Origin of the sequence: Paranoxybacillus vitaminiphilus, from assembly GCF_003259935.1 — a bacterium.
GTDB classification, from domain to species: domain Bacteria; phylum Bacillota; class Bacilli; order Bacillales; family Anoxybacillaceae; genus Paranoxybacillus; species Paranoxybacillus vitaminiphilus.
In genome coordinates this window covers 187,261-208,226 of record NZ_QLMH01000003.1, presented here as the reverse complement: position 1 = coordinate 208,226, position 20,966 = coordinate 187,261, and the positions used below count along the sequence as shown (strand labels likewise).

Annotated in this window: 19 protein-coding genes; 1 reads left to right on the top strand and 18 read right to left on the bottom strand. The window is 40.2% G+C overall.

Annotated features, from left to right (window positions below; translation table 11 throughout):
- Positions 1-6 precede the first annotated feature (6 nt).
- From dnaI to B0I26_RS05805, 16 genes are all read right to left on the bottom strand, one after another.
- Entirely contained in the window at positions 7-960 is a 954-nt protein-coding gene (dnaI, locus tag B0I26_RS05880) for a primosomal protein DnaI (protein WP_111644532.1), read from the bottom strand.
- Between the two features lie 27 nt (positions 961-987).
- Positions 988-2,403, bottom strand: coding sequence for a replication initiation and membrane attachment family protein (locus B0I26_RS05875; protein WP_111644531.1), 1,416 nt, complete (start codon positions 2,401-2,403; stop codon positions 988-990).
- Positions 2,404-2,553: 150 nt separating this feature from the next.
- Positions 2,554-3,015: a transcriptional regulator NrdR gene (gene nrdR, locus B0I26_RS05870; RefSeq protein WP_111644530.1), complete on the bottom strand. Its 462-nt coding sequence runs from the start codon at positions 3,013-3,015 to the stop codon at positions 2,554-2,556.
- A 107-nt stretch (positions 3,016-3,122) separates the two neighbouring features.
- Positions 3,123-3,527, bottom strand: coding sequence for a cytosolic protein (locus B0I26_RS05865; RefSeq protein WP_111644529.1), 405 nt, complete (start codon positions 3,525-3,527; stop codon positions 3,123-3,125).
- 106 nt (positions 3,528-3,633) lie between these two features.
- Positions 3,634-4,014, bottom strand: a complete 381-nt coding sequence (speD, locus tag B0I26_RS05860; RefSeq protein WP_111644528.1) for an adenosylmethionine decarboxylase — start codon at positions 4,012-4,014, stop codon at positions 3,634-3,636.
- Between the two features lie 349 nt (positions 4,015-4,363).
- Positions 4,364-5,392 (bottom strand): glyceraldehyde-3-phosphate dehydrogenase, encoded by a 1,029-nt coding sequence (locus tag B0I26_RS05855; RefSeq protein WP_111644527.1) that lies wholly within the window; start codon positions 5,390-5,392, stop codon positions 4,364-4,366.
- A gap of 124 nt (positions 5,393-5,516) precedes the next feature.
- Complete coding sequence (coaE, locus tag B0I26_RS05850; RefSeq protein WP_111644526.1) at positions 5,517-6,116, bottom strand: dephospho-CoA kinase; 600 nt, start codon at positions 6,114-6,116, stop codon at positions 5,517-5,519.
- Between the two features lie 38 nt (positions 6,117-6,154).
- A complete protein-coding gene (mutM, locus tag B0I26_RS05845) occupies positions 6,155-6,979 on the bottom strand; it encodes a DNA-formamidopyrimidine glycosylase (protein WP_111644525.1) in 825 nt (274 codons plus the stop codon).
- 15 nt (positions 6,980-6,994) lie between these two features.
- Positions 6,995-9,628, bottom strand: a complete 2,634-nt coding sequence (gene polA / locus B0I26_RS05840) for a DNA polymerase I (protein WP_111644524.1) — start codon at positions 9,626-9,628, stop codon at positions 6,995-6,997.
- A 200-nt stretch (positions 9,629-9,828) separates the two neighbouring features.
- Positions 9,829-11,589: a two-component system histidine kinase PnpS gene (gene pnpS, locus B0I26_RS05835; protein ID WP_111644523.1), complete on the bottom strand. Its 1,761-nt coding sequence runs from the start codon at positions 11,587-11,589 to the stop codon at positions 9,829-9,831.
- Positions 11,582-12,298, bottom strand: a complete 717-nt coding sequence (locus B0I26_RS05830; RefSeq protein ID WP_111644522.1) for a response regulator transcription factor — start codon at positions 12,296-12,298, stop codon at positions 11,582-11,584. The genes pnpS and B0I26_RS05830 overlap by 8 nt, the downstream gene beginning before the upstream one ends.
- A gap of 94 nt (positions 12,299-12,392) precedes the next feature.
- Entirely contained in the window at positions 12,393-12,863 is a 471-nt protein-coding gene (locus B0I26_RS05825) for a MaoC/PaaZ C-terminal domain-containing protein (protein ID WP_111644521.1), read from the bottom strand.
- Positions 12,864-13,022: 159 nt separating this feature from the next.
- Positions 13,023-13,961 carry a malate dehydrogenase gene (mdh, locus tag B0I26_RS05820; RefSeq protein ID WP_111644520.1) on the bottom strand — a complete coding sequence of 313 codons (939 nt, stop codon included), beginning with the start codon at positions 13,959-13,961 and terminating at the stop codon, positions 13,023-13,025.
- 67 nt (positions 13,962-14,028) lie between these two features.
- Entirely contained in the window at positions 14,029-15,318 is a 1,290-nt protein-coding gene (gene icd, locus B0I26_RS05815) for an NADP-dependent isocitrate dehydrogenase (protein ID WP_111644519.1), read from the bottom strand.
- Between the two features lie 87 nt (positions 15,319-15,405).
- Positions 15,406-16,524, bottom strand: coding sequence for a citrate synthase (gene citZ, locus B0I26_RS05810; RefSeq protein ID WP_111644518.1), 1,119 nt, complete (start codon positions 16,522-16,524; stop codon positions 15,406-15,408).
- A 294-nt stretch (positions 16,525-16,818) separates the two neighbouring features.
- On the bottom strand, positions 16,819-17,274 hold the full coding sequence (locus tag B0I26_RS05805) for a DUF441 domain-containing protein (RefSeq protein ID WP_111644517.1): 456 nt from the start codon (positions 17,272-17,274) through the stop codon (positions 16,819-16,821).
- A gap of 156 nt (positions 17,275-17,430) precedes the next feature.
- Between B0I26_RS05805 and ytvI the strand changes: the two genes are divergently transcribed.
- The gene (gene ytvI / locus B0I26_RS05800; RefSeq protein WP_111644516.1) at positions 17,431-18,549 is read left to right on the top strand and encodes a sporulation integral membrane protein YtvI; all 1,119 of its coding nucleotides are present in this window, start codon (positions 17,431-17,433) and stop codon (positions 18,547-18,549) included.
- 163 nt (positions 18,550-18,712) lie between these two features.
- Here the strand turns inward: ytvI and B0I26_RS05795 are convergent, their stop codons facing one another.
- Both B0I26_RS05795 and pyk read right to left on the bottom strand, forming a co-directional pair.
- Positions 18,713-19,102, bottom strand: a complete 390-nt coding sequence (locus tag B0I26_RS05795) for an FxsA family protein (protein ID WP_111644515.1) — start codon at positions 19,100-19,102, stop codon at positions 18,713-18,715.
- A 65-nt stretch (positions 19,103-19,167) separates the two neighbouring features.
- Positions 19,168-20,928 carry a pyruvate kinase gene (gene pyk / locus B0I26_RS05790; RefSeq protein ID WP_111644514.1) on the bottom strand — a complete coding sequence of 587 codons (1,761 nt, stop codon included), beginning with the start codon at positions 20,926-20,928 and terminating at the stop codon, positions 19,168-19,170.
- Between the last annotated feature and the right edge of the window lie 38 nt (positions 20,929-20,966).

The following is a 20,966-nucleotide window of genomic DNA, read 5'->3' as shown; positions in this document are numbered from 1 at the left end:
GCGGCTTTAGGTTTCCGACCGGCGATTTTTTCCTTTAATTTCAACAGGCTGCGCTAAATACTGAATTCGTTCCATGATTCTTGCTGCTTTCACTTTTTCCTCCTCTCCACGCTGGGAGTAAGTAAAATGATGCGCAAGCCGCTGAAAGTCGAAATTAGAAGTAAAAAAAGTCGGTAAGTTTTCCAGCATCCGGTATTGAAGAATCGGTCCGAGAATATCGTCACGCAGCCAGCTCGACATCGATTCAGCACCGATATCATCCAACATTAAAACCGGCACTTTTTTTACATAATCAAGCTTTTCGTTAATCGTTTGATCTTGGAGAGAGCTTTTTAGCTCCCTGAAGAACTCGGGGACATACACAAGAAGCGATGGCACATTTTTCTTCGCAAGCGCATTCGCAATCGCTCCAAGAATATACGTCTTCCCTACGCCGAATGAGCCATACAAATACAGCCCCTTCATTTTTTTCTTTGGCTCATATTCCGAAACAAATTTTTCCGCCAATTCAACCGCTTTCACTCTTGATTCATTTGTTTTTCCATCGTCGACCAGCTCAATATCAGAAAGTGACGCATTTAAAATTTCCCGCGGCACAAAAATACTTTGAATCAAAGACTCTTGTCTTTTTCGCTCATCATGCTTTACTTTCGCCGGACAGCGATCGTATTGAATACCGATCATATTTCCTTGAACAACAAGATGAGGATGATACCCTTTTAAAATGTTTTTGCATTGGTCAAGGCTCGGACATTGCTTGCAGTTTTTGCTTTGCCCGATAAACTCGTACAGCCTCATTAAACTGCGGTCTACCATTTCTTCGGTAATAGAGTGTTGATGTTGCTGTAAAAATGAGCGAACTTCCGGATCAGACAGCACTTCTTTTTTTAGTTGTTCGTATCGTTTTTTAAAGTCTTCGCGATTGATTAGCTTGCTCAATGTTTCATTGATTCGTTGCATCGTTCTCACATCCTAACTGACGTTGGCTTACTCGTTATGATCATCACGGTATTTTTTTAGCTTTTCTTCCAATTCCCGTCGTTTTGCCTCTAAGTCATGCACTTCTTCTTCCTTGCTTTCGCTTTCTTTTTGACTGTAGTCCATATTTAGCCAGTCTGGCAGCAGTTCTTTTCGAATGATTTTTTTGCTCCCTTTTTGTGCTTTTTCTTTTTCGCTTGCCCATTTTTGATATTCTCTTGCTTCCCGTTTTGCTAATTCCATCGCTTCTTTTACGGTGCGAATCTTTTTTCGCGCCCAGTGACTTGCAATTTTCTCCACATAGGCCTTAGAAAGCTTCATATCGGTACGCAGCATGACATAGTAAATCAGCACGTTCACAACTCCAGGCAGCAGCTTTTGACGAAACATCACATCTTCAATAATTTGCAAATCACTTAACGATGGCTCTGCACCGCCTGAAATATCCATAAGCAGCTGGCGCGGCGAAATCGTTTCCAGCTGTTTGATTAACTGTTCTTCTTTTGTTTTCGGTTCAACATCCGTCATTGTTCGATATGGCAGCGGCTGAACGCGCGTGCTTAAGTGAGGCAATGATTCTCCATGTTCAAACTGATACCATTCACGCGCTGCCTTTCTTAAAGCATCTATATCAATATGTTCATAAGGGTCAATGACGCTGATGACAATCTTTTGCATCTCAAGCGGCCCAATTCCGTATAAAAAAGCGAGCTTTTTAATCGCATCTTTGACTTTTGCATTAATCGCCCGCTTCGGAACCATATTGGCCGAAAGACCAGCGAAAAACAAGTCAAAATCGAATACATCATCGGTAATGTCATATTCATTTTTTTCTTTGCGTCCGACATATTCATAACCGTCCGCTAAAGTTAAGTCCTCTTTTGTTTCATCATTGACAGCGGCGACCATTTGCTCAGGATGAACCGAATAAAAAATTTCATTAAAGGAGCGGGTAATCGGAGAAAACTTAGACATATCAACGGTTGAGGTTGAGAAAAATTGCTTGAGCTTGTTAAATTTGCTTTTTCCGACCCGATTATAAAGAAAGATATTTAATACTCCGTCGGTAAAAAACTGCTCTGGAGTTAACGGAGCCTGTAATTCATAAATAAACATCCGCTCGTCTTGTTCATGATTGACATATGTTTTTAACAAGCCGATTCCTTCGAGCTTTAGGCGTTCCTGATAAATTTCTTTCAAGCTGCATTGCATGATGGCCATTAAACTATGATGCGTTGTTTCCTCTCCCCAAAGCCGATGTTGTTCTAATTCACTCCATAACGTCATATATAAACTATACGCCCGGCAGCCGATTAAAGGCTGATACAATAATGTCAGAACTTTTCGATCAAAATCATGCAATATACTGTTACTCCGCACAACATAGCGATCAACAGGAATCAGTTCTTTCCAATGGTGTTCCATAATATCGACCTTTCAGTATATACTTATAAAAGAGGCTGTCTCATAAGGGTCTGACCTCACATTCGTTTAACAATATATAGCTCATTTATCCAGCATAATAGTCCTATATATTGTGTTGCGGGGTCTGAACCCTTGGCTTTTGAGACAGCCTCAATGTTGCCCTTTTTTGATTAGTTCTTTTAATTCTTCAATAAAGACGTTTAAGTCTTTAAACTGACGGTACACCGAAGCAAAGCGGACATATGCCACTTCATCAACTTTTGACAAGCGTTCCATCACCATCTCACCGATTGTTTCACTTTTTACTTCTGCTATACCTTGATTCCGCAATTCTTTTTCTATTTCTTGCGTAATTTGTTCAAGCTGTTCTAAAGCGACCGGGCGCTTTTCACATGCTTTAATAAGACCGCGCAAAATTTTATCGCGTCGAAACTCTTCTCGCGTTCCCTCTTTCTTGACAACGATAAGCGGCATCTCTTCTACTTTTTCGAACGTCGTAAAGCGAAAATGACACCGCTCGCACTCCCGTCTGCGGCGAATGGAACGTCCCTCTTCAACAGGCCGCGAATCCAACACCCTTGTGCCGTTATATTGACATGACGGACATTTCATATAACCATCTCCGTTTTGTTTTTTACTAATTCATCTTATACCTAACTTTATCATAATCGAAACAATCGGCAGTATACAAGTGATTGACAGATGGATCAAGCAGCTGTTCACATGTCAGCATTGATTCCAGAACCGATATAAGTAAGATGTTGATCAAGTTTTTGATACATATCTAAAACCACATTTCGGCTAAATCCAAAATCAAACGGTAAAAGCTTCGTTTCTGTTGTTACCGAAAAATCAATTGCTGTTTCAAACGGACGAACAGAAATCACAGTAATGACCATAAATGCCTTTTTTCCTTTAGAAACGGCTACACTAAGTTCACCGCGCTCCTCAGAAATAGAAAGAAGTTCAAAATGAGGCGATTTCTCGATAATCTCTTTGACTGTCTTTAAGGCATTGGCTGCTGTTGTTTTATAATAGCGGCTTCTCAGCTGCTCATCTTGATGATCTTCTTGCGTTTCACAATGATTGGCAAGCAAATTTTTCATCTTTTCGAACATACTCACCTTACCATGCCAGCTCCTTAATAAATCGTTCCATACTATAACATAATGATACACAAAAATGATAAAAAAGAGGTGCAGAATCTACACCTCTTTTCAGTCAAAGTTATTATAACGCTTTTACTTGTTTTTGATTTAATTCAATTGGTTTCATGCCTCGCGTAATGAAAGTTGTTTCGCGAGTTTGTGCTCCTAACGCTTCAGCAATATAATCAGCAGCAATATTTGGATCTAAATCACCGCAAGTATAAACATCGATGCTGGCATAACCATGCTCAGGGAAGCTGTGAATCGTTAAGTGAGATTCAGAAATAATCACGACTCCACTAACCCCCTGAGGAGCGAATTTGTGGAAAGCAACTTCGCGAATTTCCGCTCCAGATTTTAATGCTGCATCAACAAACGTTTTTTCAATAAAATCAATATCATTCAGCTTATCAAATTCGCATCCCCATAATTCAGAGATAACGTGACGACCCATTGTATCCATTCCAATAATCCCCCTTTAACATTTTTTAAAAATAATCATGAATTTCTTGTGCAGAATGGCATGTATAACTACCACGGGGGAAAGTTAGTCCAAAGAGGTCCTAACCCTTTAAGTAGTCACATTACCGTGCGTTTAAGAAGTTCACGAGACATAGTATACTTTGTTTGTATTTTTTTTGCAACACACTTTTTTAATTTTTTTGCTAATGAGCACATTTTTTCCGCTGAAGCGATTCAGATGAGAAGCTGCCTCAAAAACAAAGGGTCAGACCTCACAACCATACTAAATCCTGATCATGTACAGGATCTATTGTAATGGTACGTGAGGTCAGACCCTTATAAGCAGCTTCTTAAGCGCTCACCTGTAATTTTTCCATCATTTTGCTTGCTATTAAGTTCGTTAAGTCAACGACGCGGCATGAATAGCCCCATTCGTTATCATACCATGCCAAGACTTTTACTTTGCGGTTTTCCATGACCATTGTAGATAGTCCGTCAATAATAGCAGAATGTGGATTTGTGTTAAAGTCAATCGATACAAGCGGTTCTGTTGTAAAATCAAGAATTCCTTTTAATTCCCCGTTTGCTGCCTCAATAAATGCTTGGTTTACTTCCTCAACTGTTACATCTTGCTTTAAGTCAACAACTAAATCAACTAATGATACGTTCGGTGTTGGAACGCGGAGCGCCATGCCATGCAATTTTCCTTTTAGATGCGGCAATACAAGCGATAACGCTTTTGCTGCACCTGTTGTTGTCGGAATGATCGATTGGGCGCATGAACGGGCACGGCGCAAATCTTTATGCGGATTATCGATATTTTTTTGGTCGTTTGTATACGCATGAACCGTTGTCATTAAGCCGTTTTCAATGCCAAATTTTTCATCAAGCACTTTCACAACCGGAGCAAGGCAGTTTGTTGTACATGAAGCGTTCGAAATAATAAAGTGATTCTCCACATCCAGCATTTCTTCGTTCACACCCATAACGATTGTAATATCTTCATTTTTCCCCGGTGCTGTTAAAACGACGCGTTTTGCTCCCGCTTCTAAGTGAAGGCTTGCTTTTTCTTTTGAGTTAAATTTTCCTGTTGCCTCGATGACAATATCGATATCAAGCTCTTTCCAAGGAAGTTCTTTTGGGTCGCGTGAACTTAACAATTTCACTTTTTTGCCGTTTACTAAAAGACCATCTTCTAAAGGAACTACCTCACCAGAAAATTTACCATGGTTAGAGTCATATTTTATTAAATGAGCTAACGTTTCAGGCGGATAGCTCGCATTAATCGCAACGATTTCAAAGTTGTCCGCATCAACCGCGCTGCGGAACACCATTCTTCCAATTCGTCCAAAACCATTAATCGCTACTTTCGCTTTCATTTTATGTCTCCTCTCAAAATATATGTTATACTAATCGTTCGTTATTTTCATAAATAGTATAACATATTTAATCTGTTTGTGGAGAAAAAATTGTATTAAAAAATAAAAAAAGATGTCCTATTTTTTACAGGACATCCCATTGTTTTAAAATAGTTAATAATTGCTCCTTCGTTTGTTCAATTGTTCCATTATTATTGATAACCGCATCCGCCTTTGCCGCTTTTTCCTTTAACGGCATTTGCGCCTTTATCCGCGCTTCCGCCTCTTCCTTCGAAAAGCCGTTGCGTGCCATTAATCGTTCAAGCTGAATATCGTCATCGACATAAACGACAACAACTTTATCAACCAAATGGGTTAAGTTGCTCTCGAATAATAAGGGAATATCAAGAACAATCGTTTTTTCTCCTTTTTTTACGTATTGTTCCTTTTGCTCAAGCATTTTTTTACGAACAGCCGGATGAACGATGCTGTTGAGCAATTTTCTTTTTTCCTCATCGTTAAAAACAACAGCACCTAGTTTCGCCCGATCAATCGTTTTGTTTTCCTGAAGAATTTCTTCACCGAACTTTTCAACAATTTGCAAATATGCCTCCTCGCCCACCTCAACAACCTCGCGGGCAATTTGATCTGCGTCTATAACAGGAAGGCCCAGCTCAAACAACATCCTTGCCACCGTGCTTTTTCCGCTGGCAATTCCACCTGTTAAACCGATAATCAGGGCCACCTTGCTCCCCCCCTTTATTCCAAGAAACACATTTGATTTTATTTTTGACAATGGCGGCAATAATGCGTACCCCGTCCACCGACAACCATTTTTTGAAGCGGCTGACCGCATTTTTTACATGGCTCCCCTTTGCGCCCGTACACGAATAGTTCAAGCTGAAACATCCCGATTTGTCCTTGCGAGTTTACATATGACCTTACTGTGCTGCCTCCTTTTTCCACTGCTTCTGTCAACGTGGCGACAATTTCTTTATGCAGAAGGCGAATTTCTTCAATTTGCAAAGAATTGGCCGGCCTTTCAGGATGAATGCCGGAGCGGAACAAAGCTTCATCGACATAAATATTTCCGAGCCCAACAACAAGCGTTTGGTCAAGAAGCACCGTTTTTATTTTACGGTTCGTTTTTTGTAATCTTTCCGCTAGTAACTCTGCTGTAAATTGTTCAGAGAACGGCTCGGGTCCAAGCTGAGAAAGCGGCAACTCCTTCTCTTCTTCGCCTTTTTTAAATAAATGCATCGTGCCAAATTTGCGAACGTCGCGATAACGAAGTTCCGTTCCATCGGTAAAACGAAAAATAACGTGCGTATGTTTATCGATTGGTTCCCCGCTTTTCGCAACAGAATAGCGCCCTTCCATGCGCAAATGGGAAACGAGAACGTAATCATCTAAGAAAAACTTTAAAAACTTCCCGCGCCGGCCGATGTCATGAATCGTTTGTCCTTTAAGGGCATCCATAAACTGCTCTACTTCATCAGGTTTCTTTATTATTTTCGGACAATGTACAGTGACATCTTGAATTGTCTTTCCTGCTGTTAATTGAATGAGTGTTCGCTTGACGGTTTCTACTTCCGGTAATTCAGGCATCGTCATCCCTTCCTTTTACTTTGCATCATACCATGTCGGACCGTAGTGATAATCTACTTTTAATGGCACTTTAAGTTCGATTGCGTTTTCCATTACTTCTGGCACAATCTTTTGCAATTTTTCCACTTCTTCTTCCGGCGCTTCTAAAATCAATTCATCGTGCACCTGCAATAAGATTCTTGCTTGAAGCTTCTCTTCTTTTAGGCGTTGTGCCAAATCAATCATCGCTTTTTTGATAATGTCAGCCGCGCTTCCTTGAATTGGTGTGTTCATGGCTGTTCTCTCAGCAAAGCTGCGCAAGTTAAAATTGCGGCTTGTAATGTCCGGCAAATAGCGGCGGCGATGTAACAGCGTCGTGACATATCCTTTCTGCTTTGCCTGCTGTACAATATCTTCCATATATTGCTTTACACCAGGGAAGCTTGCAAAATAACGCTCAATAAATTGCGCTGCTTCTTTTCGTGTAATGTTTAAATTTTGCGATAGTCCGTAATCGCTGATGCCATATACAATTCCAAAGTTGACCGCTTTCGCTTGACGGCGCATGTTCGCGGTTACTTCTTCCTCTTTCACATGGAATACATCCATCGCTGTCTTCGTATGAATATCTAAATCTTTGACGAATGCTTCAATTAAATTTTCATCATTGGCGATGTGGGCAAGCACGCGCAATTCAATTTGCGAATAGTCAGCGGCAAAAATGACCCAGCCAGGCTGTGACGGCACAAACGCCTGCCGGATTTTTCTTCCCTCTTCCAAACGGATTGGAATATTTTGTAGGTTAGGTTCTGTTGAACTTAAACGCCCCGTTTGTGTAAGCGCCTGATTGAAGATCGTATGCACTTTATTTGTATCTTTATGAACGACTTTCAACAGACCTTCAATATAGGTCGATTGTATTTTTCCTAATTGGCGGTAGTGTAAAATCTTTTCGACAATTTCATGATACGGCGCAAGCTTTTCAAGAACATCCGCGGACGTGGAGTACCCTGTCTTCGTTTTCTTAATAACAGGTAAATTCAGTTTTTCAAATAAAATGACGCCCAATTGCTTCGGCGAGTTAATATTAAACTCTTGTCCGGCAAGCTCGTATATTTCTTGTTCGATTTCTTTTAGCTGTTCCGCGAGCTCCTCGCCCATTTTCTTTAAGCGGTCGACGTCAATTTTTACCCCTGTAAACTCCATGTCGGTGAGAATAAACGTTAATGGCAGCTCCAGTTCCATAAATAACTCATATTGTTCGTTTTCTTTTAACTCCTCGACAAACTGATGCTCTAGTTCGTAAATCGCTAACGCTTTTCGGACAAGATGCTCGGCAAGAACTTTCTCATTTGGAACGCTCTGTTTCGCCCCTTTTCCGTACACAGCTTCATCTGTTTGCACATTCGTATAACCTCTCGTTTTAGCAATTGAAGCGATGTCTTCCGTTGATTCGGAAGGATTGAGAATATAAGAAGCAATAAGCAAATCAAATTCAATCCCTTTTAGAGTAATACCGTGCCACTTTAATGCAACAATCGCCCTTTTCGCATCAAATACACTTTTTTTCTGATGTTCATCTTCAAGCCAATGTTTAAACGTCTCTGAAGCAAAGGCCGTCTCCGTTGCAATGAAAAACTTTCCCTTCTCGTTGACAACGGCAAACCCAAGAATCGGTGCTTTATGGTAGTTGCTTTCCAACACTTCCACAATGAGAGCGGAGTGATTAGATAATAGCTTATCGGTTATTTCAGTAACAATCTCATACTTAATTTCATGTAAATCTGCTTGTTCTTGAACTTCCTCTCTTTGTCCCATTTTGCTTAACAAAGAATTGAAACCGAGCTCTTTAAATAACGCAACGACTTTTTCCATGTCATATCCTTTATACTCTGTATCTTCGAGTGAAATGTCTAAAGGGGCTTCGCGTAAAATCGTTGCTAATTCTTTGCTCATCAGCGCCTGCTCACGATGCTCTGTCAATTTTTCCTTCAGCTTTTTCCCGCTCACTTTATCGAGGGAATTGAGCAAGTTTTCAATGGTGCCAAACTCTTTTAATAATTTCAATGCTGTTTTTTCCCCAATCCCCGGAACACCCGGAATATTATCAGACGCATCTCCCATTAACCCTTTTAAATCAATGATTTGCTCTGGATTAATCCCATATTTTTCCATCACAAATTCCGGTGTATACGAATCAACATCGGTGATTCCTTTTCTCGTAATATCAACGGTTACGCGATCTGATACTAACTGTGTTAAATCGCGGTCTCCAGAAATGATTTTTACGTCAAATCCTTCTTTAACAGCTTGTAAAGATAAAGTTCCAATAATATCGTCCGCTTCATAGTTTTCTAACTCATAAGTACAAATTTGATAGGCAGCGAGCAGCTCGCGCAAAAACGGAAATTGTTCGGATAGTTCCGGCGGTGTTTTTTGCCGTCCCCCTTTATATTCACTGTATGTTTTATGGCGAAATGTTGTTTTCCCTGCATCAAACGCCACAAGCATATGGGTCGGCTTTTCTTCTTCTAAAATTTTCATTAACATCATTGTAAAACCGTAGACGGCATTGGTATGTATCCCTTTGTCATTATGTAAAAGAGGTAAAGCAAAAAATGCACGATAGGCAATACTGTTACCATCAATTAACACTAACTTCTTTTTCAAATGAAATAACCTCCTGAAACTCTCTTTTTCATCATTTTAACACGATTATAAGAAGAAATAAAAAAAGACGAGAACACAAAGGTTCCCGCCCTTTTTTAAGATTGGCTCCTTGGATGAAGGGGTTTTCAGAAGCTATGTTAACAAAATTTTGTTAATATTTTATGAATAAACCGTAAAGCAACTGTAAATGTATTGTGAATTTACCATTCCTTCTGAAAATGCACCGTAAACGTTGTACCTTTCCCTACTTTGCTCTTTACGGTGATATATCCATGATGTGCCTCTACTAAATGCTTAACAATCGCCAAGCCAAGTCCCGTTCCGCCTGAATTGCGGCTTCTTGCTTTATCAACCCGATAAAACCGTTCAAAAATGCGTGGAATCTCTGCTTCTTCAATGCCAATTCCTGTATCTTTTATGTGGACAAGAGCTTTATCTTTTTTATTTTCAATAACGGCTTGAACAAGTCCTCCTTTTGGCGTATAAGCAATCGCGTTATTAATTAAATTAATAAACACTTGCTTTAAGCGGTTGACATCACCTTGTATATAAATATCCTGATCAGCCAGCAATTCGAGCTTGATTTCTTTATCCTCCGCTTTTCCTTGAAGCATGATAATAATTTCTTCGAGTATTTGTGTTAAATTAACGGTTTCAATATTCAATTTAAAGCCTTGCTGTTCAATTTTCGATAAATCGAGCAAATCTTGTATTAACGTTTGCAGACGCTCACTTTCTTTTAAAATAATCGACAAAAAATATTCAAGCGTTGCCTCGTCTTTCATTGCGCCATCCAAGAGCGTTTCCGTAAATCCTTTAATCGATGTAATCGGAGTTTTCAATTCATGGGACACGTTAGCGACAAAATCTTTGCGCATTTGTTCCAGTTTTTTCAATTCGGTAATATCATGGAAAACGAGAACAATCCCTTTCCATTCATGATTCGTTCCAATAATAGGAGCACCATATACTTCAAAATGCTTTCGGTCAATATCGATTGGCAAAAGCATTTGTTTGCGCACTTTCACTTCTGTCATAAAAATTTCTTCGACAAGCTGAATAATCTCCTTATGCTCGAAAGCCTCATAATATAACCGATATAAATAATCAACGGGATCAATATGGAAAATTTCTTTATAAGCCCGATTTACAAGGTTAATATAGCCTCGGCTGTCAATAAGGATAAGCCCGCTTCCCATATTTTCAATGAGCGTGCGTAAACGATCCTTTTGCATTTCTTGCGTTCGCGTCATATCCTGCAAATTGCGCGCCAAAATATTAATGGACTGGCTTAACATTCCTGTCTCATCATGACGATCTTCATATACTCTCGCCTTATAATTGCCTCTTGCCAGCTCCATCGCTACTTTTGTCGCTGCTTCAATCGGTTTTGTATACTCATTTGTAATTTTGATTCCTAACAGAAGAATGACAATAAGAGCTGTGCCTAAGCTGCTAATGAGCAATCCCCAAATTTGTTGATTAATTTTCTTCAGAGAGTGAACAGGTGAACTTAAAATAACATGTCCTGCTACATTTTCCCCCCGATAAAATGGAACAATGTAGTAGTAAACATCCTTCTGTTCCTCGATCGTCGAAAAACCTTTCTCCTTGTCTGCTTTACTGCGCAAAATGTCTTTAATCATCTTTTCATGATAATCATCGCTAATACGCGCGATTCCTTCTGTGTCAAATAAAATTTTCTCTTTCTCGTCTAACACAGTAATGCGCGAAGATAACGTCTCACTAATGGTATTTAGCTGCTGTTTTACGGAAGAGCTATGAATTCCTTGACTTTCAATAAACAAAGAAACGAGACGTGCTTCCTTTTCAATCCGTTTATTAAAAGTGTCAAGATAAAAGTCTTTAAATAGCTGTCCTAATAATAACCCAAGTCCAACTAAAACAGCTACAATTAAAGAAATAAGTCCAAAAAGCAAACGCGAGCGGAACTTATTCATCTATTTTTGGCTCCTCAAGTTTATACCCTAAGCCGCGAATCGTTTTAATATAAAGCGGTTTTTTCGTATTCTTTTCAATTTTTTCGCGCAAATGGCTGATATGAACATCGACAATTCTCGTATCACCGACAAAATCATAGTTCCATACTGCGCTGAGAAGCTGGTCGCGCGTTAACACTCTTCCTTTATGCTTTGCCAAATATAAAAGCAGTTCAAATTCTTTCGGAGTTAATTCTAAGCGTTCACGATTAAAATACGCTTCATAATGTTCAGGAAGTATTTCTAAATCACCGATAATCATTTTTTCAACATCTTCTTCCTTCTTTTCCCGTTCATTCTGAAACTGAGTGCGCCGCAATATCGCTTTCACACGAGCAACTACTTCGCGCGGGCTGAACGGCTTTGTCATATAGTCGTCCGCACCTAACTCTAAACCAAGCACTTTATCAAACTCATCATCTTTGGCTGTCAGCATTAAAATCGGTGTCATCACTTTTTGCTGTCTTAACTGCTTGCACACTTCAATTCCATCCAATTTTGGCAGCATCAAATCAAGAATCATTAAATCCGGCTGCTCGATTACTGCTTTATTCATACCTTCTTCACCATCGTTGGCTGTAATCACTTCAAATCCAGCTTGCTGCAGGTTATATTGTAACAATGTAACAATGGACTGCTCGTCGTCAACAACTAATACTTTCTTACTCATTGTTTTCCCCCACACTTATCAGTATCACTCTATAACTACATGATAACATAAAATAAAAAAAGGGACGAATCATCCCTTTTTAACTTGCCGTATTTTAAAAGTTTTCCAACACGTTGACATTCAGTTTAGATGGGGCATATGGAGGACATACAGAAAGCATGCCTTCTAAAACTTGTTCTGCTTCATTTCGCAATGCCTCAACCTTAATGTCAATTAAGTGATTCTCATTATCGACATTTGTTACTTCAAATGTAAATTGCAAATTTTCATAATGATATACCGGCTCTAAAAAGCGAATTTCTTGTTTTGTAATATGGCTTCCTGGACCAGGTAAATATTTCGAAATGGCAGATATAACGATGCCTGTTAACATGATGGCAGGAACAATCGGTCGTTTCAACGGCGTTTGCGAGGCATAATCGTGCTGAATATATAGCGGATTTGCATCATCAGTAAGCCCGAGATAAAGCAGCAAATCTTTATCTTCCATTTTTTGATGAAGAATTAATTTCTCCCCTACAGTAATTTCCGAAATATTTCTACCTAATTTACGTTTTTTTAACATAATAAACACCCCTTTGTCGAAAGCGCTTTCAACACAATTGAACAAAGGGGCTGACCCGTAAGTGTCTGACCTTTCCACCCACAATATATATCCTAATATATTATGAGTATGGGTCCTGTCACTTTGCTTTGGGTCAGCCTCTTTTTGTTGTCTGATGACTTATTCTAATACCTTCATCACATTTTTGACAGATTCTACAGATTTCGCAAGAGCTTCTTTTTCTTCCTCTGTTAATTCAAGCTCAATGACTTTTTCAATACCGTTACCGCCTAAAATGGTTGGCACGCCTAAATAAATACCTTCGTAACCGTACTCTCCTTCAAGGTAAGCAATCGCCGGAAGAACACGTCGCTGGTCTTTAATAATCGCCTCGACCATCTCAACAAGAGAAGCCGCAGGTGCATAATAAGCGCTGCCGTTACCTAAAAGATTAACGATTTCGCCGCCGCCTTTGCGCGTGCGCTCTACAATCGCATCAAGACGCTCTTTCGGAATTAATGTTTCAAGCGGAATACCTCCTGCATAGGAATAACGAACAAGCGGCACCATATCGTCTCCGTGTCCACCTAATACAAAACCGGTAATATCTTTCACAGACAGATTTAATTCTTGAGCAACGAATGTGCGGAAGCGCGCTGTATCAAGAACCCCTGATTGACCAATAACGCGGTTTTTCGGGAATCCAGACTCTTTGTAAACCGTATATGTCATCGCATCAACTGGATTTGTTAACACGATAATATAGCAGTTTGGAGAATACTTAACAATTTCTTTCGTTACAGCTTTCATAATTTTTTGGTTTGTTGTCACTAAGTCATCACGGCTCATACCAGGCTTGCGGGCAATTCCAGCAGTAATGACAACGATATCGGAATCAGCTGTGTCTCTATAATCAGAAGTGCCGATAATGTTTGCATCAAAACCTAAAACCGGACTGGACTCAAGCATGTCCAGCGCTTTTCCTTTTGTTGGATTTTCCAGCTGCGGAATATCAACAAGCACAATATCCCCTAATTCTTTTTGCGCTAAAATAAACGCTGTTGTTGCCCCTGTGAAACCAGCACCGATTACTGAGATTTTTTTACGTTTCATCGCCATTTTTCCATCCCCTTTTTGAATATCTATTGTGACTAATGAGAGATGATTTCGAATGCTAATTTAAAGATTATTCTCCCATGTTTTTAATGACCGCATCAGCGAATTCAGAGCATTTTACTTCTGTAGCATCTTCCATGAGACGAGCAAAATCGTAAGTAACGACTTTAGAAGCAATCGTTTTTTCCATTGCATCAATGATTAATTTTGCTGCTTCATTCCAGCCAAGATGCTCAAACATCATAACTCCAGACAAAATAACAGATGATGGGTTCACTTTATCTAATCCAGCATACTTTGGAGCCGTACCGTGAGTCGCTTCAAAAATAGCATGTCCAGTTTCATAGTTAATATTAGCTCCTGGAGCGATACCGATACCGCCGACTTGAGCAGCAAGCGCATCAGAAATGTAGTCGCCGTTTAAGTTCATTGTCGCTACTACATCAAACTCGCGCGGACGAGTTAAAATTTGTTGCAAGAAAATATCGGCAATGGCATCTTTAATGATAATTTTTCCTGCCGCTTCTGCCTCTGCTTGTGCTTTGTTTGCTGCTTCCTTTCCTTCTTTTTCAACAATGCGGTCATACTCTGCCCATGTAAACACCTTGTCGCCAAATTCTTGTTCCGCTAATTCATAACCCCAGTTTTTGAACGCTCCTTCTGTAAATTTCATAATATTTCCTTTATGTACGAGCGTTACTGACTTGCGGCCATGCTCGATTGCATATTTAATCGCAGCGCGGACTAAACGTTTTGTTCCTTCTTCTGAAATTGGCTTGATGCCGATGCCAGATGTTTCTGGGAAACGGATTTTGCGAACACCCATTTCATTTTGTAGGAAATTAATCAGTTTTTTCACTTCTTCAGTGCCTTTGGCATACTCGATTCCAGCATAAATATCTTCTGTATTTTCACGGAAAATAACCATGTCCGTATCTTCAGGGCGTTTAACCGGTGAAGGTACTCCTTTGAAGTAGCGGACTGGACGCAAGCAAACAAACAAATCCAACTCTTGGCGAAGAGCTACGTTGAGGGAACGAATACCGCCACCAACAGGAGTTGTTAACGGCCCTTTAATTGCAATTATGTATTCGCGAATCGTATCCAATGTTTCTTGCGGCAGCCATTCTCCTGTTTGTTTAAATGCTTTTTCACCAGCAAGAACTTCTTTCCAAACAATTTTCTTTTCGCCTTTATATGCTTTTTCAACGGCTGCTTCTAATACGCGGGACGCTGCCGCCCAAATATCGGGACCTGTTCCGTCACCTTCAATAAAAGGAATAATCGGATTGTTAGGTACGTTTAAAACACCATTCGTAACTGTAATTTTTTCACCTTGCATCGCGGTCACAACCTCCATATTATTTAATTCTAAAGGTGAGAATTGAAAAGCTCATTCTCACCTTTCAGTGACGATGAGTAAAAGCATGGTCGACAAAGAAGTTAATTATACTCTTTGCTCGATTGGCACATATTTTTGTTTCTGTGGGCCTGTATATTCAGCGCGAGGACGAATGAGACGGTTATTTTCATATTGCTCTAAAATGTGTGCTAGCCAGCCGGACATGCGGCTCACTGCGAAAATCGGTGTAAATAAATCATGGTCGATTCTTAAACAATGATAGACAGACGCTGAATAAAAGTCAACGTTTGGCGGCAACGGCTTAGTAGAGTTCATAATCTCTTCAATTTTCACCGACATTTCATACCAATGAGGTTCGCCGACAAGCTTTGTTAATTTCTCGGACATTCTCTTTAAATGTTTCGCGCGCGGATCACCTTTACGATATACGCGATGGCCAAAGCCCATGATCTTCTCTTTGTTTTCTAATTTTTTTCGAATATATGGTTCAACATTTTCAACTGTGCCGATTTCCGTAAGCATTTTCATAACTGCTTCGTTGGCGCCGCCATGAAGCGGTCCTTTCAGCGCTCCAATTGCGGCAGTAATACCGGAGTATACATCTGATAACGTTGCCACACAAACACGTGCCGTAAATGTAGAAGCATTCAATTCGTGGTCAGCGTGAAGCACAAGCGCTTTATCAAACGCTTCTACCGCAATTTCATTCGGTTCTTCCCCCGTGAGCATATACAAAAAGTTAGCAGCAAAGCTTAAATCTGTGCGCGGTTCAACCGGCTCCAATCCTTTGCGAATGCGGGAAAAAGCAGTGACAATCGTCGGCACCTTTGCCTGGAGGCGAATCGCTTTACGATAATTCGCTTCCGCATCCATGACGTCTGCTTCCTCATCATATACTCCTAACAGAGAAATCGCCGTTCTTAGCGCTGCCATTGGGTGCACTTTGTCAATTGGATACATTTTAAAATGATCAATCATTTCTTTTGGAATCGATGCATTTTCTGCTAATTGCTTCTTCAGCTCTTCCAGTTCCTGTTTATTTGGAAGCTTGCGATGCCAAAGAAGATAGATAACTTCTTCAAATGTCGCATTTTCTGCTAAATCATCAATGTCGTAGCCTACATACGTTAACGTATCATCAATAATAGAGCTAATCGTTGAAGTTGTTGCGACAACCCCTTCCAGACCGCGTGTTACTGTCATATCCATCTCTCCTTTTCGATAAAATTCCCCTTTTCCCACCGTGATTTTCATGATGAAAGCGAGCGCTCGCTCAAAATAGATAAATAAAAATTATGAAAGAAAATGCTTACATTTTATCGTATATTCATACTGTCACATGCAACATGTAAATATAGTGACAATATGAATATAATGGAATTATTATCCTCATTTTCGAAAGTGAGGTAACTTCCGTCTATATTATAAACAATTATCTGACTTTTGTGAATCAAAAGAACTCATTATGTATAAAATATTATCACAAAAAAATTATTTTTAAAAAAATTCTACTATTTTTATAGCGATATATGCAATTCCTGCCCCTACTAATGGTCCAACAGCTATTCCATTAAATAGCGAAACAGCCAAAATCGTTCCAAGGACAAGCGCTGTCGTAATATGCGGATCATTGGCCAACAAAGTTACCCCGCTCTTTGCCAACAGAGCAACAACGACACCAGATATAAGAGCAATCCAGGCAGATAATGACCGTAAAGATTCCGTTAATTGCTTAAAACCGATGTCTCCTGTAGCAATCGGTGCTAATACGGCAATTGTAATCACCGTCACTCCCCAATGAATCCCCTTATCTTGAATAGCAGGGAGCAACTTTCCTTCCATCCCAATCAGTTTAATAAACAATAAAACAATTACAGCAATCATTAATGACTGATTTTTCGCAATCAATCCAATGACAAGCAAAACCAATAAAAATAATACCGGTTGATTCAAAACAGATCCTTCCCTTCCATGATGGAATTATTCCTCTCCTTTTATACTACATATAACTACATATAATATAACATTGAAAAACACGAAACCTTTAGCTTTGCAACTACGTATGTACATTGTAATATTATAATATGGGAAAATTTTGGAGGTGAAAATTTGTCAAAACATCATTTATATAGCATTTTGCGATTTTTGTTCGTTATCGCTGTTATTGTCATCGGCGCAATGAGCCTTTACTACATATCAACCATTACATATCCTTTTATCATCGCTTTTTTTATTGCGTTCATGATTAATCCTTTCGTTAACTATTTAGAACAAAAAGGAAAAATGCCGAGAGCGCTGGCTGTCATTCTCGCCTTGCTTTTTTTATTTGCGATTGTCGCTGGTTTATTAACGCTGCTTATCGCCGAAATCGTCTCAGGAACACAATATTTAGCAAACGTCGTTCCACATCATTTTCAAAAATTAGTTGTTTATATCGAAGACTTTTTTGCCAGTCAAATTATTCCGCTTTCTAACCAGCTTGCGATTATTTTTAAAGATTTAGATGCAAGCCAGCAAGATACGATTATGAACAACATCCAGTCAGTAGGAACAAAGATCGCTACAACAGTTGGAAAATTTATTCAAGATCTGCTTGAAAACATTCCAAATTTGCTTAGCTGGTTTCCAAATGCAGCAACCGTTATTGTCTTTTCATTGTTAGCCACATTCTTCATCAGTAAAGATTGGTACCGTCTGAGCGGAGCGGTGCAAAAAATTTTACCAAATAAAGCAAAAACGAGCGGGAAAACAGTATTTATCGATTTAAAAAAGGCTTTAGTAGGCTTTGTTAAAGCGCAAGCGACTCTCATTTCGATTACAACCGTCATCGTGTTGATCGGTTTACTTCTTCTCGGTGTAGACTATGCGATTACAATTGCGCTTATTATTGGGATTGTTGACATTCTTCCGTATTTAGGAACAGGAGCTGTGTTTGTACCGTGGATTATTTACTCTGCTCTAAGCGGCAATATACCGTTTGCCATCGGTTTAGGTGTTTTATATATTATCGTTTTAGTACAAAGACAAATCATGGAGCCGAAAATATTATCATCGACGATTGGCTTAGATCCTCTTGCAACACTTATCGCTTTGTTTGTCGGCTTCAAGCTTATCGGATTTCTCGGGTTGATTGTCGGTCCTGTCGTGCTTGTGATTATTCGCGCCTTACACGGAGCAAACGTGTTCCGCGATCTCTGGCAATTCATCATCGGGAAACCAACGTCATGAATCTCTCCCGCTAACACTCTGCAGAGGAGGGAGACTTCTCGGAAAAAAATATAGTAAAGAGGCTGACCTAAAGCAAAGTGCCAGACCTCACAGCCACAATTGTCTAGGGCATCATCAGGGGAATTGTGCGTGAGGCAAGGCACTTTATAAAGAGTCAGCCTCTTTATCGTTTCATGTAAAAAAATGTTCTTGTTTCAAAAAGCGATTTTAACCAACGTCCTAAAAAAGGCTTGATCCATCTCCGCGTGAACGGAATTAACAAAATAAACCCTAATAAATCGGTAATAAATCCTGGTGTAAGTAAAACAACGCCGCCAAAGAGAATACAAATCCCGTCAAGAACCGCTTCACTTGGAATTCTGCCATACATCAATTCGCGTTTTGCCTGGCGAATCGTTTCTGTGCCTTCACGTTTCGCCAGCCAAGCCCCAATGACTCCAGTAGCGATGATCAGCCCTACTGTAGGCCATACCCCAATCACACTGCCTGAAAGCACTAATAAAGTAATTTCAAGAACTGGAATAGCAATAAGGAGAAACATGAACCGTTTCATCTATATCAAACTCCACATATTTAATAAAAGCAGAGAATAGTTATACTTCCCTGCTTTATTATACATTATAGAACGCTGGCATGTCCTTGATAAATAGCGCCAAATCCGGCATCCACCGTAATTTCCTGACCCTCTTTCAAAATGGATGTCGCATTTTCTACACCGACAATGACTGGAATGCCGAGACTTAGCCCTACAACTGCAGCATGGCTTGTTAAACCGCCTTCCTCCGTAATAATCGCTGCTGCCTTTTGCAGTGCTTTCATCATATCGGCATCTGTGCAGCGCGTCACGAGAATACCGCCTTCTGTCATTTTCTTGATCGCTTCTTCAGCGTTTTTTGCAATCACCGCTTTACCAAAAGCAGATTTGCGCCCGATTCCTTGACCTTTCGCAATAATATCGCCAACGACATGAACCTTCATTAAATTCGTAGACCCTGTTTCTCCAACAGGCACACCAGCTGTGATGACGACTAAATCACCGTGTTTGACAATGCCTGTCTCAACTGCCGACTCGACAGCTACATCAAGCATTTCATCTGTAGAGTTTGCTTGAGGGGCTACCTTTGAATAAACGCCCCATACAAGCGCTAATTTACGGGAAACAGCTTCATCTGATGTAACAGCGACAATCGGCGCTTTCGGACGGTATTTTGAAATCATGCGTGCCGTATATCCTGTTACTGTCGGTGTTACAATGGCCGCCACATCAAGATTTAACGCTGTGTGGGCAACAGACTGGCCAATTGCATCTGTAATCGTTGTTCCGCTTTGTTTCGTACGCTGCGTCAACAAATCGCGATATTGCAGCGCTTGCTCAGTGCGCAAAGCAATTCGATGCATTGTTTTTACTGCTTCCACAGGATAACATCCAGCAGCGGTTTCACCTGATAACATAATTGCATCTGTACCGTCAAAAATGGCGTTGGCAACATCGCTTGCTTCCGCGCGAGTTGGACGCGGGTTACGCTGCATCGAATCTAACATTTGCGTAGCTGTAATGACCGGCTTGCCGAGCGCATTACATTTTTTGATTAACTCTTTTTGCACAAGCGGAACTTCTTCAGCCGGAATTTCCACTCCTAAATCGCCGCGCGCTACCATTAAACCATCTGCCACTTCAAGAATTTCATCAATATTGTCGACGCCTTCTTGATTTTCGATTTTCGGAATAATTTGGATATGAAGCGCATTATGCATTTCGAGCAGTTCGCGAATTTCAAGCACATCGGAAGCACGGCGGACAAAAGACGCGGCAATAAAGTCAATTCCTTGCTCAATGCCGAAAATGATGTCCTGGGCATCTTTTTCTGTAATACCAGGCAAATTCACGCAAACCCCCGGAACATTGACACCTTTTTTATTTTTTAACACGCCGCTGTTCAAAACTTTTGTCTTAATTTCTCCTTTTTCTTTGTCGATAGAAAGCACTTCTAAACCGATTAAACCATCGTCGAGGAGAATTTTGGAGCCTGCGGTGACGTCATCAATCAAGCCTGCATACGTAACGGAAAACTTTTCAGGGGTGCCAAGCACCTCTTCCATCGAAATGACGACTTCAGATCCTTCTTTTAATTCAATCGCACCGTTTTCCATATTATGCGTGCGAATTTCCGGTCCTTTCGTATCAAGAAGAATCGCGACTGTCTTGCCGGTAAGTTTTGCCGCTTCGCGAATATTTTTAATGCGCATGCCATGCTCTTCATAATTGCCATGTGAAAAATTGAGACGCGCCACGTTCATTCCTGCTTCGATTAACTGTACTAATTTTTCAACGCTCTCGCTTGCTGGACCAATCGTACAAACAATTTTCGTTTTACGCATACCGTTCGTTTCCTCCTAGTAACACTATATGGTAACGA

What these genes read in the sequence shown, in the direction of transcription:
- dnaI (WP_111644532.1), bottom strand. Translation starts at nt 960, where the DNA reads ATGCAACGAATCAATGAAACATTGAGCAAGCTAATCAATCGCGAAGAC.
- B0I26_RS05875 (WP_111644531.1), bottom strand. Translation starts at nt 2,403, where the DNA reads ATGGAACACCATTGGAAAGAACTGATTCCTGTTGATCGCTATGTTGTG.
- nrdR (WP_111644530.1), bottom strand. Translation starts at nt 3,015, where the DNA reads ATGAAATGTCCGTCATGTCAATATAACGGCACAAGGGTGTTGGATTCG.
- speD (WP_111644528.1), bottom strand. Translation starts at nt 4,014, where the DNA reads ATGGATACAATGGGTCGTCACGTTATCTCTGAATTATGGGGATGCGAA.
- B0I26_RS05855 (WP_111644527.1), bottom strand. Translation starts at nt 5,392, where the DNA reads ATGAAAGCGAAAGTAGCGATTAATGGTTTTGGACGAATTGGAAGAATG.
- mutM (WP_111644525.1), bottom strand. Translation starts at nt 6,979, where the DNA reads ATGCCTGAATTACCGGAAGTAGAAACCGTCAAGCGAACACTCATTCAA.
- pnpS (WP_111644523.1), bottom strand. Translation starts at nt 11,589, where the DNA reads ATGAATAAGTTCCGCTCGCGTTTGCTTTTTGGACTTATTTCTTTAATT.
- B0I26_RS05830 (WP_111644522.1), bottom strand. Translation starts at nt 12,298, where the DNA reads ATGAGTAAGAAAGTATTAGTTGTTGACGACGAGCAGTCCATTGTTACA.
- B0I26_RS05825 (WP_111644521.1), bottom strand. Translation starts at nt 12,863, where the DNA reads ATGTTAAAAAAACGTAAATTAGGTAGAAATATTTCGGAAATTACTGTA.
- mdh (WP_111644520.1), bottom strand. Translation starts at nt 13,961, where the DNA reads ATGGCGATGAAACGTAAAAAAATCTCAGTAATCGGTGCTGGTTTCACA.
- icd (WP_111644519.1), bottom strand. Translation starts at nt 15,318, where the DNA reads ATGGAGGTTGTGACCGCGATGCAAGGTGAAAAAATTACAGTTACGAAT.
- citZ (WP_111644518.1), bottom strand. Translation starts at nt 16,524, where the DNA reads ATGACAGTAACACGCGGTCTGGAAGGGGTTGTCGCAACAACTTCAACG.
- B0I26_RS05795 (WP_111644515.1), bottom strand. Translation starts at nt 19,102, where the DNA reads ATGAAACGGTTCATGTTTCTCCTTATTGCTATTCCAGTTCTTGAAATT.
- pyk (WP_111644514.1), bottom strand. Translation starts at nt 20,928, where the DNA reads ATGCGTAAAACGAAAATTGTTTGTACGATTGGTCCAGCAAGCGAGAGC.